A 14,920-nucleotide genomic window follows, 5' to 3' on the forward strand; every position below is an offset into this window, starting at 1 on the left:
GTGGTGCCGCCGGCACAGGCACTGGCAGTTGGCGTCACAGGTGGCGCCGGTTGGCCAGGGCACTCGGTGGTCGACGTCGCATTGGCGGGCGCGGCGGGTGCAGCCGGGGTAGCGGCAGGTGCGGTCGCGCACCTGCACAAAAGTCTTCAACGATTCCGGTGGTGTGTAGCTCGGCGCGGTGAGATCGACCATGGCGCCGGTGGTGGGGTCGGTGCGCAGCCACCGCCACGACGTGGCCTCGGCCGCCAACTCCCGGGCGGCCTGGGTGGTGACCGGCAGACCATCGACCTCCGCCGGGCCCGCCGCGGCGGTGCCCGGACCCGGCATGGTCAGGTGTACCTCCACCACCCGATTGCTGGTGTCGGTGCCGAACACCAAATCCACGGCGATGTCGGCCTCGATGTGCTGCAGTGTGCGGGGTTCGTTGCCCAGTGCCTTCAATGCTCGGGCTCGGTCGGCGATGACCGCCTGGGCGGTGGCGATGTGCTCTGCCGTGTGGTGGATGGTCAGCGTGGCCATGCCGGGTTCGGTGGGGTAGGCATCGACCCGCCGCCCCCGTAGCTGTTCCCGACGGCGTTCCTCGGCGCCCTCCGGGTCCACCGCCAACACCACCCTGGCCAACGCATTGCGTAGCTGGGTGGGGGTCTGTTGGCCGGCCTTGTCCAACAGGTGGGCTTCCACGGCCAGGGCGTGGTCGTCGGACAACTCGGCGACGGCGTCGGCGATGAGTTGGGCCTTGTACTCCTCGATCCACCCCTGATCCAACGCCACCAGGGTTTGCGGCAGCCGGTCGACGAGAGTTCTCGCGAACTTCAACCGACGCTGCGCGGCGCGGTCGGAGATGCGCAGCTGGGTGGCCACCTCCAGGTAGGCAAACTCATCACCCTCACTGGCAGCGGCGTAGGCGGCCAACTGGCGCAACTGGACAGCCTGGTAGTGACCAATCAGGACACCGGCCAACGCCGCGTCCCCGAGGAGATCCCGAGGCTCGGTCGTGGGGTGGTGGTCCTGGATGACAAGCACACCGACACGCTAGCCGACCCCACCGACAATTCCGGCCACCAACGGGCTTGATCAACAAAATTGGGGAAGATCTTTTAGGGCTCCTAGCAGAATGATCTTTGGTCTTAATGTTGATCTTGATTGGTAGAACTGTTCGGGTGCGCGGGGGTGAGCGGTTGCCGTGGATCGTGCCGGACGGGTTATGGGAGCGGATCGAAGCCGCTGCTGCCGGTGGTTCCAGCGGCGGCACCGTCACTCGGGACGTAACCGGATCGAAGATGGCAAGGTGTTGTGTGGGATCTTGTTCGTGCTCTATGCGGCGACTCCGTGGGAGTTCTTGCCGCAGGAGTGGGGGTTCGGGTCGGGAGAATGACCTGCTGGCGCAGGTTGCGTGACTGGCATCAGGCGGGGGTGTGGGATCGACTGCACGAACTGTTGCTGGCCGAGTGCATGCCGCTGACCAGTTGGATTGGTCCAAGGCGGTGATCGGGCCTTGAAGGGTGGCCCAAGCATCACGTCGTCTGCGACGGGCAGGGCATCCGGCTGGCCCTCACACTGACCGGCTGCAATCGCAACGACGTCACTCAGCTGATGCCACTGCTGAGTGTGATCCCGCCGGTACGCGGCAGGATCGGCCGATCTCGGCAGCGGGCCGAGACGCTGCTCGCCGACCGCGGCTACGACCATGACAAGCACCGACACTTGGTGCGAACGAAGGGCATCACGCACCGCTGGGTGGTCGAGTAGACCATCGCCGTGCTCCACTGGTTCCGCCGGCTTCCCATCCGTTGGGAATCCGCGACGACATCCACGAAGCCTTCATGATCCTCGCCAGCGCCATCATCTGCTGGCGACGCCTCTCCAAGAACCTTTGTTGGGACCTCTTGGCGAGTCGGAGCGGTCGTTCCTTTGTGGAGGGTTAGTGCCTGGCCGTGCAGTTGGGCATGATGTCGGCGGCGAAGAGGCCGGAGGGGTCGATGCGGGTGCGGACGGCGTCGATCTTTTCGATGTCTTCGGCGGTGAGGTGGCCTTGGGGTTGGGTGTGGCTTTCTACGAACGAGGGTGCAGTGCGACCGGTGTTCCAGGGGGTGAGGGCGGCGCGGACTTTCGCGGTGTGGGCGGTGATGGCCGCGGCGGCGTCGGGGTCGGTGGGGATGCCGGCGCCGGAATAGATGTAGTGGGCGTCTATGTGGTTGAGGCAGCCGCCGGTGGGGTCCGGGGTGGACAGGGCGCCGCCTAGTTGGCGGAGGCCGGCTACGACGAGTGGGGAGTGTGATCCTTCGCCTAGGAGGCGGAGCAGTTCGGTGGCGCCGTCGTCGCCGATCTCGTTGAGCAGCAGGTGGTCTCCTTGGATCGGGACGGGGTCGCTGGGGTCCATGTGGGTGGCCAGCACGGCGCCGGGGGTGGTGACCTGCCAGGTGTCCATGACGGGCTCGGATATTGCGCGCAGGGGGCCCAGCAAGTCGTCGGCTTGGCGGGTGGCGGTGGTGACGTCGTCGCCGTCGGTGCAGAGGATGACGCCGTCGATGCAGAGCATCGTGCGGCCGGCGAGCACCGGGGGGACGTCCGGGAGTGGGGGAAGGTTGAGCAGGCGCAGGGAAGTGGAGACCTCGGGGGATGCGGACATGGTCCAGTGGCGCCAGGCGTTCAGGAGCTCGGGGGCGTGGGTGGCGGGCCAGAAGGCGGCGCCGGTGATCACCTTGGTGGCTGGGAAGAGGTCGACCTCGAGGGCGGTGACGATGCCGAAGCCGCCACCACCGCCGCGCAGGGCCCAGAAGAGCTCGGGGTCCTGCAGGGCGGTGGCTCGGCGCAGCTCGCCGTCGGCGGTGACGAGTTCGATCGCGCGGACGCTGTTGACGGCGAGGCCTCGGCTGCGGCCGTAGAAGCTGATGCCGCCGCGGAGGAGGTAGCCGACGACGCCGACGGTCGCGGCCGAGCCGTGTGGCGCGGCCAAGCCGTGCGGGGCGAGGGCGTCGACGACCGCGCCCCACCGGGTGCCGGCCGGGATCCTGGCCACCCGGCGGGCCGAGTCGACCACGACGGGGCCGGCCAGCCGGGTGCGGATCAGCAGCGAGTCGGGCATGGGGCCGAAGGTGGCCGAGGCGTGGCCGGTGGTGTGCACGCGGACGGACAGTCCATTTGAGACAGCATGGCTCAGTGCCGCGCGGATCGCCGCTACCGACTCGACGGTCACCGCCGCGGCCGGCTCGACCGGTGCGGCCAGGTTGAACACCTGGGTGGCTTCGGCGTACGCGTCGTCGCCCTGCTCGGCGATGCCGGAGTTGCGCTCGTCGAGAGTGGTCATGCGGGTGCCTACCTCCGCTCGGCGGTGAGGAACACGAACGAGCCGGCGTCTACTTCGGACAGATCGACGATGTCAAGGCCGGCGCTGTCGAACCAGGACCGCAGCTCCTCCAGCTCGAACAGCAGGTGCCCCTCGGGACGGCTCGGGAAGTACTGGCAGGCCTGGAAGTAGCGGGCGATCGGGTCGTGCTCCCAGCGGAACGTCATCATCGTCAGCCGGCCGCCGGGACGCAGCACCCGGCCCATCTCGGCGACCGCCTCGGCCGCGTCGTCCGGGAACGCCTGCAGCGCGTTCCAGCAGTTGATCGCGCCGAGCGAGCCGTCGTGGAACGGCAGGTTCAGCGCGGTCGCCATCACGGCCGGCACCTCGGGCAGCCGGCCGCGCAGCACGTTGAGCATGGGCACGGCCATGTCCAGCGCGATCAGCCGGTCGGCGCCGACGGTGCGCGCGACGACCTCGGTCCACCGGCCGGCTCCGGCGGCAAGGTCGAGCACCGGCCCGTCCACCCCGCGCAGGTGGCTCTCGATGTAGGCGTCCTCGTCGGCGTGCGACACCTGGTCGCCCCAGTTCGAGCCGGCGATCTTCAGGTAGTTCGGGCGCAGCACGGCCTCGTAGTACAGCCCCAGCCTCGGCATCTCGGCGAGCTTCTGCAGCAGGTCGTTGGTGGCGTCGTCGGCCTCCTGCCCCTCGCGGACCCCGGCGGACAGGTCGAGGATGCCGTTGGCGATCGGGTACCGCGTCACGCAGCTCGTGCAGCGCACGACGTCCGCCCCGATCTCCAGCGCGCTGTGGCAGGACGGGCAGCGCAGGACCGACGCGTGCCGGCCGAACACCTCGTCCGCCGGCCCGGACTCCGCGGTCCGGATCGAGTCGACGGGCGGCACCTCCACCTCGGCGGTCGGCGCCGGCGTGCCGTGCCGCACGCCCCAGTACGCCAGCGCGCCGGAAAAGCCCAGCACCGTCAGGGTGTCGTTGTCCCAGTTGTTCCGTACCTGCGCCGGGGTCAGGTTCTTGATCCAGGCCTGGGCGTACTCGAGCTCCTCCTCGTCGGCCTCCCAGATCGCCGGCGACGGCCACACCCGGCCGAGGTCGGGCTTGTCCGGGTCGAGTTGGGCGAGCGCACGGTCCAGCCGGGTGCGGTCGTGCACGTTGAGGCCGAGGCCCTCGGTGGCGGCGAGGATGCGGTCCCGGTCGTCCGGGAAGTGCTGAACCAGGTAGAGCAGCGCCAATGACTCGGGCTCGCCGGGCGTGCTGCCGGCCAGCAGCTCCAGGTACCGGTCGAGACCCGCGCGGACCGCGGCGAACACGTCGGCGGCCGCCGGGTGCTCACCCTCGACGAGCAACCCGAGCAGGATGACGACCCGCCCCCGGTGCTCGGCGCCCAGCTCCCCGTCGAGGAGCGTGACCAGCGCGGAGGCCGCCGGCAGGGCAAGATCGGTCAGCTTCCCGTCACTCCACAGGGCATCGACCAGCCGGTGAAACTCCGCGTCGACACGATCGGATGTCGCGCCCGTGAAAGCGGCCACCAGCGCCGCGACGGTCGATTCTTCCGTGGAAGCACTCATTGTGCCAATCCTCTCCTGCCGTGAATTGTCCGCAGCCCGGATCCAGCTGGTTTATTGCGCCACGTGCATACGCCACCGATTGCGATCGTCGCACCGCCCCCGAGCGGCCGTCTTCTTCCCGTGTGCGATGTGCTCCGCACGACGGAAGGTGCGTCGTGCGCGCGCCGATTGGTAGGTTCCGCAGGATGACGGTGCACGATCCGGCCCCGGAAACGCGTCCGCGAGCCGGGCGGCGGGAATGGATCGGGCTGGCCGTATTGGCGCTGCCGACCCTGCTGTTCGCGCTCGACATCGGCGTGCTGTTCCTCGCGTTGCCGCACCTGAGCGCCGACCTCGGCGCCAGCGGCACCCAGCAGCTCTGGGTCACCGACATGTACGGGTTCCTGCTCGCCGGGTTCATGCTCACGATGGGCACGCTTGGTGACCGGATCGGCCACCGCCGGCTGCTGCTGGCCGGCGCCGCCGCCTTCGGTCTCGCGTCGATCCTCGCCGCCTACGCCCCCACCGCCGAGCTGCTCATCCTGGCGCGCGGCCTGCTCGGGATCGCCGGCGCCACGCTCGGCCCGGCGACCCTGGCCCTGATCAGCAGCATGTTCTCCGACGGCCGGCAGCGCGGCATCGCCATCTCACTGTGGGGCGCTTGCCAGTTCGGCGGCGCCGCCCTCGGCCCGGTCGTCGGCGGGCTGCTGCTCGACCACTTCTGGTGGGGCTCGGTGTTCCTGCTCGGCGTGCCGGTCATGGTGCTGCTGCTCGCGGTCGGGCCGGTGCTGCTGCCGGAGCACCGCGACCCCGGCGCCGGGCGGCTCGACCTGACCAGCGCCGGGCTGTCCCTTGCCGGGATCCTGCCGGTCATGTACGGCATCAAGGAGCTGGCCGCCGGCGCGGCTCGGCTCGGCCCGGTCCTCGCGGTCGTGACCGGGACCGTCCTCGTCGCGCTGTTCCTGCGCCGGCAGCGCCGGCTGGCCGATCCGCTGGTGGACCTGGGCCTTTTCGCCCGGCCCGGGTTCGGCTCCGTGCTGGCGGCGATGGCCCTCGGCTCCGCCGCGCTGGCCGGCATCAGCCTGCTGACCAGCCAGTACGTGCAGAGCGTCGTGGGCCTGTCGCCGTCCGCGGCCGGCCTGTGGCAGGCGCCCACCGGCGCCGGCATGGCCGCGGGAGTGCTGCTGGTGCCGGTCCTCACCCGGGTGCTGCGGCCGGGCACCGTGATCGTCTGGGGCCTGCTGGCCTCCGTGCTCGGCCTGCTGCTGCTCACCCGGGTTGGCGCCACCGGCGGGCTGGCGCTCGTGGTGGTCGCGACCACCGTCGCCGCGTTCGGCCTCGGCCCGCTGCTCGCGCTTGGCACCGGGCTGGTGGTCGACTCGGCCCCGGTGGAGCGGTCCGGCTCGGCGGCGTCGCTTGCCGAGACCGGCAACGTCCTTGGCTCGACGGTCGGCCTTGCCCTGCTCGGCACGGTCGGCGCCGCCGTGTACCGCACCGAGCTGGGCGACTCGGTCCCCGGCGGCGCCCGCGAGACCATCGGCGGCGCCGCCGCCGTCGCGGAGGATCTGCCCGCCGAGGCCGCCGCCGGTCTGCTCGGCGCGGCGCGGGACGCCTTCACGGCCGGGCTGAACATCGCGGCGGCGGTCGGGGCGGTGGTGCTCGTGGGGGTGGCGCTCGCCGTCCGGCGGACGCTCAGTCCGAACGGCGCCCCGCCTCGGGACTGACTACGCGACCAGTCGGCCTAGCCGGCGTCTGCGATGGCGGGCAGCACCTTGTCGGCCAGCACGTTGACGGTATGCACCGGGGTAGGGTCCGCCAGGATGCCGATGGCTGTGTCCACACCGGACTCCGCCATGCCGTGCAGCATGTCGACCATCGCGTCGGCGTTCCCGTCCAGGTCGGGGGGGATCGGCATGATGATGGTCTTTTCGATGCTGTCGTAGTCTCGGCCGACGTCCGCGCAGTGCTGCCGGAGCACGTCCAGCTTGTGCGGCACGTCCGGCGTCGGGTGCAGATTGCAGGCGTCGGCGTATTGGGCGACCAGGCGCAGCGTGCGCTTCTCGCCGCCGCCGCCGATGAGGATCGGCGGGTGCGGGCGGGACAGGCTCTGCGGCAGGTTCAGCACACGGCCGAGGCGGTAGTGCTCGCCCTCGACCGGCCCGTCGCTGCCCTGCTCGCCCTCCCAGAACGCCAGGCACACCCGCAAGGTCTCCTCCAGCATCGCGAAGCGCTGCCCGACCGGTGGGAACGGGATGCCGTTGCCCGCGCACTCGTCGGCGTCCCAGCCGACCCCGATGCCCAGCACCGCGCGCCCGCCGGAGATCACGTCCAGCGTGGTGACGGCCTTGGCCAGCATCGCGGGGTGGCGGAAGTGCACGCCGGCCACCCCGGTCATCAGCGGGATCCGCTCGGTGTGCGCGGCAAGCGCGGCCAGCGTGGTGAGGCACTCCAGCATGGGCTGCTCCGGGCCGCCGGCATGCGCGCCCTGCCAGAGGTGGTCGGCGGCACCGATGACGGCGAAGCCCGCGTGGTCGGCGGTGCGCCCGATCTCGGCAAGGGTCGTCCCGATCCGCTCCGGGCCGCCCTCCCAGGAGTATGTGCCCAGTTCCAAGCCCAGTTTCACAACTCGTCTCCTCGACGATCGACCTATCTCATCCGCTGCGATCATCACACCGCGTGCCGGCCGGCGCCTACTCGGTTCGTGCCGAACCCGTTGCCGGCGAATTCAAACGCATGCGCTGAGTAGTCGTCCGTGCGCTGCGGCGATGAGGATGGGACGGGTAATTCCGACTGATGATGTGGAAGGCAAGACCATGAACGACCCCCAGCGCACGTCCGCCGATGGTGTGGCCCCGGCGTTCGGTCCAGCGACCATCGCCGCGGGCGACCCGCGCTACGAAAGCATGCTGCGCGGAACCAACCACCGCTTCGCCTGCAAGCCGGACTACGTGGTCGTGGTGACCTCTACCGAGCAGGTCGTGGCTGCGGTCGGCGAGGCCGTCGCGGCGGGCAAGCGGGTGCAGGTGCGCAGCGGCGGGCACTGCTTCGAGGACTTCACCGCCAACCCGGACGTCGAAGTCCTGCTGGACATGTCGGAGATGACCGCGGTGGGCTACGACCCTGCGATGCGCGCGTTCGCCATCGAGCCGGGCGCCCGGCTTCGGCAGGTGTACTCGGTGTTGTACAAGGGCTGGGGAGTGACGGTCCCGGCGGGCGAGGGCACCGAGGTCGGCTTCGGCGGCCACCTGACCGGCGGCGGCTACGGCCCCCTGTCCCGGCGCTACGGCGCGGTCGTGGACTACCTGTACGCGGTCGAGGTCGTTGTTGTCGGCGCCGACGGCACGGCCCGAGCCGTGGTCGCCACCCGCGAGCCCGACGACCCGAACCGGGACCTGTGGTGGGCACACACCGGTGGCGGCGGGGGCACCTTCGGCGTGGCCACCCGGTTCTGGCTGCGCTCACCGGACTCCGACTCCGACGACCCGCGCGAGTTGCTGCCCAAGGCCCCCACCTCGTGGCGGCAGGGCTACGCCGTCTGGCCGTGGCCATCGCTGACCGAGGAGTCCGCGATCCGGCTGCTGCGCAACTTCGGTGAGTGGTTCGAGGCCAACAGCGCGCCGGACTCGCGGTATGCGGCGATGACCGGCTTCCTGCACGGCAGCCACCGCGACACGCACGGGCTGATGGTCGGCGCGTCGATGGACGACGACGTGCCCGACGCCGAGCGGCTGATGACCGAGTTCTTCGCCGCGATCGCCGAGGGCGTCGGTGTCGAACCGGTAATGAACGTCCAGCAGGTCAACCCCTGGCTGTACGTGTCGACCTATCCCGGCTGGGGTGACACAGGCGGACGGGACGTGCGCCGGATCAAAATCAAGGCTGCGATGCACCGCAAGGCCCTCACCGACCGCCAGATCGCGGCCATCCGCGCCCACCTCGACCGGCCGGAGCCGGTGGCCACCCAGCTGATCCTGATCGGCTACGGCGGCCGGGTGAACGCAGTTGCCCCGGACGCCACCGCCACCCCTCAGCGGGACTCGGTGTTCAAGGCGACCTACATGGCCACGTGGGCCAGCGAGGCCGACGACGAGCGCATGATCGACCCGATACGCGAGCTGTACGCCGAGGTCTACGCCGACACCGGCGGGGTGCCCGGAGTGGACTGCCGCACCGACGGGTCCTACATCAACTACCCGGACGCAGACCTGGCCGACCCGCGCATCAACACCTCCGGCGTGCCGTGGCACACGATGTACTTCAAGGACAACTACCCGCGCCTGCAGCAGATCAAGAAGCGCTACGACCCGCGCGAGGTGTTCCGGCACCGCCTCTCGGTCCGGCCGCCCGACTGACCCGACTGTCCACTGTGGAGATCACCTGGGCTGCGCGCTCCTAGGTACCACAAGCAAGAAGGAAGGCTGGCGGTTCGACCGCCAGCCTTTCCTTCTTGCCTGATAAGCGACCCGAGGTGCTCACTTCTCCTTGACGGGTGCGTAGGTGAGGACTAGGACGCCGCTGCCGGTCGTCCTCGTCCTGGTCAGCTCGAGACTCGCCGTGCTGCCCTTGCGGATGAGCTGGGCGTCCGGGTCGGTGTTGCCGACCAGGACCGGGTGGATCCAGATCTCGAGCTCGTCGAGCAGGCCCTCCTTCAGCAGCGTGTGCGCGAGCCGGCCGACACCGTAGATGAGGATGTCCTGGCCGTCCTGCTTCTTGAGCTTGGACACCTCCTCGACGAGCGCGCTCGGCCTGATGATGGTCGCATCGTTCCACTCCGCCTTCTTCAGCCTCGAGGAGACGACGTATGTGGTGATGCTGTTCATCTTCTTGCCGAAGTCCCCCTCCTCGGTCATGGTCGGCCATGCCTCAGCGAAGCCCTGGTACGTCTTGCGACCCAGCAGCAGCGCGTCGCTGGCGAACAGCCGCTCGGTGGAGTAGGTGCCCGCGTCGTCATCGAAGTAGGGTCCCGACCACTCGTGCGGGTCCTTGATGACCCCATCGAGTGTCATATAGGTGGTTGCAACTATTCTCCGCAACGGAGACCTCCTTTATCGGATTTCAATCTCTTCGAGCACGTAGGAGGCTGAGTCAGGCCGCGTTCGCACTCGTCGCTTCCGCGGCCGTGAGCCAGACCGGAAGGCTGCGGTGACCGTTCATGATGAAGGTCGGCAGCGGTTGTAACTGGTCCTTGGCAATGGCGAGCCGCAACTGCGGGAATCGCTCGAACAGCGTGGACAGGCCAATTGTCGCGACCATCCGGGCGATGCCGGCGCCAAGGCAGTAGTGCGGGCCGAATCCGAAGGACACGTGCTCCTTGTTGGCACGCGTGACGTCGAACTCGCAGGCGGTGTCCCCGTGCAGCGCCGGGTCGCGGCCCAGCGCGGCATAGTTGATCAGAATGGGATCGCCCTGCGGGATCGTCACGCCGTCGAGCTCGATGTCGGTCACCGCGTACCGCAGCGGAAGGCTGGCCAGCGGCGACTCCACCCGCAGCGTCTCGTCGATGACCGCATCCCACGAGACCTGCCCGGAAGTCACGAGCTCGAGCTGCTCGGGATGGCTGAGCAGCGCGGTAATGGCATTGTCGAAGAAATTGATCGTAGTCTCTGAGCCGGCGCCGAGAATGGCGAAGATGGTGTCGGCCAACTCCTGCTCGGTCAGCCGCGAGCCGTCCTCGTCGCGGGCGGCGATCAGGTCGCTGGTGATGTCCTCACCCGGCTCGGCGCGCTTGAGGGCGATGAGATCGGCGATCGCGCTGCGCCAGCCGAGCAGGATCTCCTGGGCCTGCTGCGGGCTGACCGTGGTGTCCACCATCAGGTCGATCACCTTGGCGGCCGCCTGCCTTGCCTCCTCGGACATGCCGATCAGGTCGGCGACCAGCATGCCCGGCAGCGGGTAGGCGAACCGTTCCTTGAGGTCGACCGGCTCGCCCGGGACGGCCGCGGCGGCCAGCCCGTCCAGCAGCAGGTTGGTCAGCTCCACCACGCGCGGGCGCAGCGCCTCGGTGCGCCGCGGCGTGAACGCCTTGCCGATGAGCCTGCGCAGCCGGACGTGGTCCTTGCCGAACGTGGTGGACACGTTGTCCATCGCGACCCAGCTGATCATCTCCCAGTCCGGCGGGATCTCGCCGTTGATGAACGCCGGCCAGTGGTTGCGGGCGCTCTTGGTGACGTTCGGGTCGGTCAGCAACCGCTTGGCCACCGAGTAGCTGTTGACCGACCACGCGTGGACGCCGCCGGGAAGCTCGACGCGGACCGCGGGCCCCTGCGCGCGCAGCCACGCGGCTTCGGCGTGAATATCGCGGCCGGTCGTATCCAGCACGGGGCAGCGCTCTTCTTCCATTTCCTATGTCTCCAAGGTCTCGATTGTTTACAGCCGGTCAGCGGCGCCAACAGACAGACCAAACGAACAACCTGGAACACGAGTCGAGATTGATTAATTACGCGCGGTCCATCAGGTCACGGTGCCGATATTAGCGCGGTCGATGACCGCCCCACAAACGCTCGCGCAGCCTCGCGGTGGACACAGCAATTTGGAAGAAGTCGGCGCCGGTGGTCAGGCCGCCGCCGAGTCCTCCCGCGCCCTGGCCACCACGGTGTTGACGAACGAAGCCAGATTCGGGTCGTCCTCGAAGATGTCCCCGACGTCGACCTGAACCCCGAGCTCGTCTTCGACCCGGGACACGAGCCGGACCGCGGAGATCGACTCGCCGCCCAGCTCGAAGAACGAGGCGTCCTCCTGCCCGTCGGAGACGGAGAGCACGTCCCGCCAGATCTCCTCCACTTTTGTCGCCAAACTGCTGTTCATCGGGGCCCTCCTGTCGGCAACGGCGCGTGCGGCGCCGTCACGGCGTCGCGCAGCACCCGGTGGAAGTTCGAAACCCGTTCTTCGATCGTGCGCTCGTCGAACAGGTTCGTGTTGAAGCACACGAGGCCGACCATCTCCCCGGACGGGTCGATGTCCAGTTGGAACAGTGCACCGTCGGGAACGTCGCCGCCCTTGGATTGGGACAGCACCCGCTTGCGGATCTCGGAGTACTCCAGGTCGCCGACCCGCCTGCGGTCCATGTCGAACGGCAACTGCCGAACCTGGAACAGGCAGATCGCCTGGTCGTCGGCGATCGCCGCGCCCATGAGGGTGGGCGCCACCTCGAGGATCTGCGGGAACGCGATGTCCCGCGAGTAGGCCTCGATGCACGTCGCCCTCGTCCGGTCGAGCACGTCCCGGAAGGTCTCGCAGCCGCCGAGGTCGGTCCGCAGCGGGACGAAGTTGAAGAACGAGCCCACCGTGTCCTGGAACTTCGCCTGGCCACGGCCGGCGGTGAAGGTCGGCACGGTGATGTCGCTGACGCCGGCCGTCTGGCGGAGGAACTCCTTGTAGACGGCCAGCAGCACCATGAACACCGAGCTCCTGGTCGACTTGGCCAGCTCGAGGGTGGCCGTGGTCAGCTCCGCGGGCAGGGCGAACCGGTACCAGGAGGTCGACTTCGGCAGGCCGGCGGACCGCGGCTTGTCCGTCTTCATGGGAACGATCTGCGCGTCGCGCAGCTTGTCTCGCCAGTACTCGCGGGCGCGGTGCACCGCGGCCGAGCCGGCCCGCTGCCGCTCCCACTCCGCGAACTCACGGAACTGGCGCACCGGCGGCAGGTCGACCTCGTGGCCGCTGCGCACCGCGTACCGCGCCGCCAGGTCGCGGATCAGCAGCTGCAGCGACCACTCGTCGACCGCGGAGTGGTGCGCGATGAGGGCGAGAACCGAGTCCTCGTCGTCGAACCGGCCCAGGACGGCCCGAACCAGGGGCAGGTCGTGAATGCTGTACTCGCCCGCCTCCAGCTCGATCAGCAGATCCTCGGCCCGGCGGCCACGCTGGCTCGGGTCCACTCCGGACAGATCGCGCTCGCTCACCTTTGCCGGACCGGCCGGCAGGACGCGCTGGTACTTGTCATCGCCGCGGATGATCGAGGTCCGCAGCGTCTCGTGCCGCTGCACCACGTCGTCCAGCGCCGCCTGCAGGATGTCGGTCCGGACCGTCCCCTTGATCCGCCAGCCACCCACGATGTTGTAGGTGGGCCCGAACGGCCCCTCGTCGTCTCCCCTGTCGAACATGCAGAGGAACTCCTGGTTGAACGAGAGCGGGATCCGGTCCGCCGAATCGCTCTGCCCAGGTAATGTCTCAACGACAGTCATGGTTGCTCGAGCCCTCCTTTCTCAGCGCAGCTCGATCTCGGCGCGCCGGGCGGCGTCGAGGAACTCGCCCTTGGACAGCGCCGCGGCCACCGCCTCGATGTCGTCGGCCATGTAGCGGTCCCGCTCCAGCTTCGGCACCAGCGAGCGCACCAGGTCGTAGGTGACCTTGCCGGCCGGGCTGAGGCCCTCGTACCGGCCGGACACGTCGACCGCCTGGGCCGCGGCCAGGTACTCCACCGCGAGGATGTAGTTGTTGTTCGACAGCACCCGCCGGGCGTTGCGCGCCGAGATCAGGCCCATGCTGACGACATCCTGGTTGTCCCCATTGGACGGAACGCTCTGGGTGCTGGCCGGGCCGATGGTCCGGTTCTCGGCGACCAGCGCCGTCGCCGGGTACTGCGCGCCGGCGAAGCCGCTGTTGAGGCCGGGCTCGCCGGACGCCACGAGGAACTCGGGCAGGCCGGACAGGTACCGGTTGAGCAGCCGGTTCGTCCGCCGCTCGGAGAATACGCCGAGCTGGGTGAGGGCGATCGTCAGGTAGTCCATCGCGAACGCCACGGGCTGGCCGTGGAAGTTCGCGCCGTGGAACACCTCCTTGCCCTCGAAGAACAGCGGGTTATCGTTGGAGGAGTTGAGCTCGACCGACAGTGTGTTCGTCGCGTAGTAGACGGTGTCGCGCACGGCGCCCACCACCTGCGGGATGGCCCGCAGCGTGTAGGCCTTCTGGATGTAGACGTCGGTGCGCGAGACTTCACCGGTGGCCTGCTCCTGCGCCTGCTGGCGGAGGTCGGAGTGCTCGACGGCGAGCCGCGTGCCCTCCAGCAGGGCGCGCATGTTCGCCGCGTTGTCGATCTGACCCTTGTGCGGCCGGGCGATGTCGTGCCCCTCGGCCTGGAACGGGCTCTTGGAGCCGTGCAGCGTCTCGACCACCAGCGCGGTGACGATCTCGGCCTGCCGCACCTGGTCCAGCGCCCTGGCCGCGACCAGGCAGCCGAGCCCGGTCATCGCCGAGGTGCCGTTGATCAGCGCGAGGCCCTCCTTGAAGCGCAGCTCCAGCGGGGTGATGCCGTGCTCGGCCAGCACCGGGCCGGTCTCGGTGGGCCGGCCGTGGTTGAGCACGTAGCCCTCGCCGATCACGGTGCACGCGATGTGGGCCAGCGGGCCGAGGTCGCCGCTGGCGCCCAGCGAGCCGATCTCCGGGATGGCCGGCGTGATGCCGAGGTTCAGGTACAGCGCCAGCCGCTCGAGCAGCTCGGGGCGCACCGCGGAGTAGCCGCGGGACAACGCGTTGAGCCGGGCGACGACCATCGCGCGCGCCTCGTCCTCGGCGAACACCGGGCCGACGCCGGCGCTGTGGCTGCGGACCAGGTTGGTCTGCAGCTCGGTCTCCTTGGACGTGCCGACCAGCATGTAGATCATCTCGCCGTAGCCGGTGGTGACGCCGTACACCGGGATCCCGGCGCGGACCGTGTCCTCGAACTGCTGCCGGCTCGTGGCGGCCTTGGCCAGCGCACCGGGCGCCACGCTGACCGGCGTCCGGTCCTCGGCGATCCGGCGAACGGACTCGACGTCGAGGCTCTCACCGTCGAAGTCGATGGATTGCAGGCCTGTCTCTAGGAGGGTCACGATTCACCCCGTCATGGTGTTGTTTGCGGCTTTCCGGGAATCAAGGTGCGATTCGACCAAGGCGGACAGGCCGCGCAAGGTGGGATCGGCCAAGAAACTCTGCAGCGGTACGGCTACCCCGAACCGGTCACGAACGCGGCTGAGCAGCCGCAGCGCCAGCATGGAATGGCCGCCGACGGCGAAGAAGCTGTCGTCCACATCGGACGGCTCGGCGTCGAGGAGCTCGGCCCACAGCGTGGCCGCGCGCAGCTGCACCGGCG

12 protein-coding genes and 1 pseudogene are annotated in these 14,920 nt (G+C 69.3%); 3 read left to right on the forward strand and 10 right to left on the reverse strand.

Annotated features, from left to right (window positions below):
- Nucleotides 1–1,023 (reverse strand): HNH endonuclease signature motif containing protein (locus VGX25_RS14580; protein ID WP_326918312.1); only part of this gene is annotated, 1,023 nt, incomplete at its 3' end.
- A 107-nt stretch (nt 1,024–1,130) separates the two neighbouring features.
- Here VGX25_RS14580 and VGX25_RS14585 point away from each other — a divergent pair.
- Nucleotides 1,131–1,925: pseudogene (locus tag VGX25_RS14585) on the forward strand (transposase).
- Here VGX25_RS14585 and VGX25_RS14590 read toward each other — a convergent pair.
- Together VGX25_RS14590 and VGX25_RS14595 are read right to left on the reverse strand one after the other, a co-directional pair.
- Nucleotides 1,922–3,307 (reverse strand): FAD-dependent oxidoreductase, encoded by a 1,386-nt coding sequence (locus VGX25_RS14590; protein WP_326918313.1) that lies wholly within the window; start codon nt 3,305–3,307, stop codon nt 1,922–1,924. The pseudogene VGX25_RS14585 and the gene VGX25_RS14590 overlap by 4 nt on opposite strands.
- 8 nt (nt 3,308–3,315) lie before the next feature.
- Nucleotides 3,316–4,872, reverse strand: coding sequence for a class I SAM-dependent methyltransferase (locus VGX25_RS14595; protein WP_326918314.1), 1,557 nt, complete (start codon nt 4,870–4,872; stop codon nt 3,316–3,318).
- Nucleotides 4,873–5,057: 185 nt separating this feature from the next.
- Between VGX25_RS14595 and VGX25_RS14600 the strand changes: the two genes are divergently transcribed.
- Complete coding sequence (locus tag VGX25_RS14600) at nt 5,058–6,575, forward strand: MFS transporter (protein WP_326918315.1); 1,518 nt, start codon at nt 5,058–5,060, stop codon at nt 6,573–6,575.
- Nucleotides 6,576–6,592: 17 nt separating this feature from the next.
- Here the strand turns inward: VGX25_RS14600 and VGX25_RS14605 are convergent, their stop codons facing one another.
- Nucleotides 6,593–7,474 (reverse strand): LLM class F420-dependent oxidoreductase, encoded by an 882-nt coding sequence (locus VGX25_RS14605; RefSeq protein WP_326918316.1) that lies wholly within the window; start codon nt 7,472–7,474, stop codon nt 6,593–6,595.
- A 190-nt stretch (nt 7,475–7,664) separates the two neighbouring features.
- Between VGX25_RS14605 and VGX25_RS14610 the strand changes: the two genes are divergently transcribed.
- The gene (locus VGX25_RS14610; RefSeq protein ID WP_326918317.1) at nt 7,665–9,203 is read left to right on the forward strand and encodes an FAD-dependent oxidoreductase; all 1,539 of its coding nucleotides are present in this window, start codon (nt 7,665–7,667) and stop codon (nt 9,201–9,203) included.
- A 120-nt stretch (nt 9,204–9,323) separates the two neighbouring features.
- Here the strand turns inward: VGX25_RS14610 and VGX25_RS14615 are convergent, their stop codons facing one another.
- The 6 genes from VGX25_RS14615 to VGX25_RS14640 form a co-directional block, all read right to left on the reverse strand.
- The gene (locus VGX25_RS14615; RefSeq protein ID WP_326918318.1) at nt 9,324–9,884 is read right to left on the reverse strand and encodes a dihydrofolate reductase family protein; all 561 of its coding nucleotides are present in this window, start codon (nt 9,882–9,884) and stop codon (nt 9,324–9,326) included.
- Between the two features lie 52 nt (nt 9,885–9,936).
- Nucleotides 9,937–11,169: a cytochrome P450 gene (locus VGX25_RS14620; protein WP_326918319.1), complete on the reverse strand. Its 1,233-nt coding sequence runs from the start codon at nt 11,167–11,169 to the stop codon at nt 9,937–9,939.
- A 234-nt stretch (nt 11,170–11,403) separates the two neighbouring features.
- Nucleotides 11,404–11,655, reverse strand: a complete 252-nt coding sequence (locus VGX25_RS14625) for a phosphopantetheine-binding protein (RefSeq protein ID WP_326918320.1) — start codon at nt 11,653–11,655, stop codon at nt 11,404–11,406.
- A complete protein-coding gene (locus tag VGX25_RS14630; RefSeq protein ID WP_326918321.1) occupies nt 11,652–13,034 on the reverse strand; it encodes a condensation domain-containing protein in 1,383 nt (460 codons plus the stop codon). Before VGX25_RS14630 ends, VGX25_RS14625 begins: the two co-directional genes overlap by 4 nt.
- A gap of 21 nt (nt 13,035–13,055) precedes the next feature.
- Nucleotides 13,056–14,660, reverse strand: coding sequence for a tyrosine 2,3-aminomutase (gene cmdF, locus VGX25_RS14635; RefSeq protein ID WP_326918322.1), 1,605 nt, complete (start codon nt 14,658–14,660; stop codon nt 13,056–13,058).
- A 3-nt stretch (nt 14,661–14,663) separates the two neighbouring features.
- A partial coding sequence (locus VGX25_RS14640) for a phosphopantetheine-binding protein (protein ID WP_326918323.1) occupies nt 14,664–14,920 on the reverse strand: 257 nt, incomplete at its 5' end.

This window comes from Actinophytocola sp., from assembly GCF_035942955.1.
Classification (GTDB): domain Bacteria; phylum Actinomycetota; class Actinomycetes; order Mycobacteriales; family Pseudonocardiaceae; genus DASYTH01.

Coding starts and splice junctions, on each gene's coding strand:
- VGX25_RS14625 (WP_326918320.1), bottom strand. CDS start 11,655: ATGAACAGCAGTTTGGCGACAAAAGTGGAGGAGATCTGGCGGGACGTG.
- VGX25_RS14630 (WP_326918321.1), bottom strand. CDS start 13,034: ATGACTGTCGTTGAGACATTACCTGGGCAGAGCGATTCGGCGGACCGG.
- VGX25_RS14600 (WP_326918315.1), top strand. CDS start 5,058: ATGACGGTGCACGATCCGGCCCCGGAAACGCGTCCGCGAGCCGGGCGG.
- VGX25_RS14595 (WP_326918314.1), bottom strand. CDS start 4,872: ATGAGTGCTTCCACGGAAGAATCGACCGTCGCGGCGCTGGTGGCCGCT.
- VGX25_RS14590 (WP_326918313.1), bottom strand. CDS start 3,307: ATGACCACTCTCGACGAGCGCAACTCCGGCATCGCCGAGCAGGGCGAC.
- VGX25_RS14610 (WP_326918317.1), top strand. CDS start 7,665: ATGAACGACCCCCAGCGCACGTCCGCCGATGGTGTGGCCCCGGCGTTC.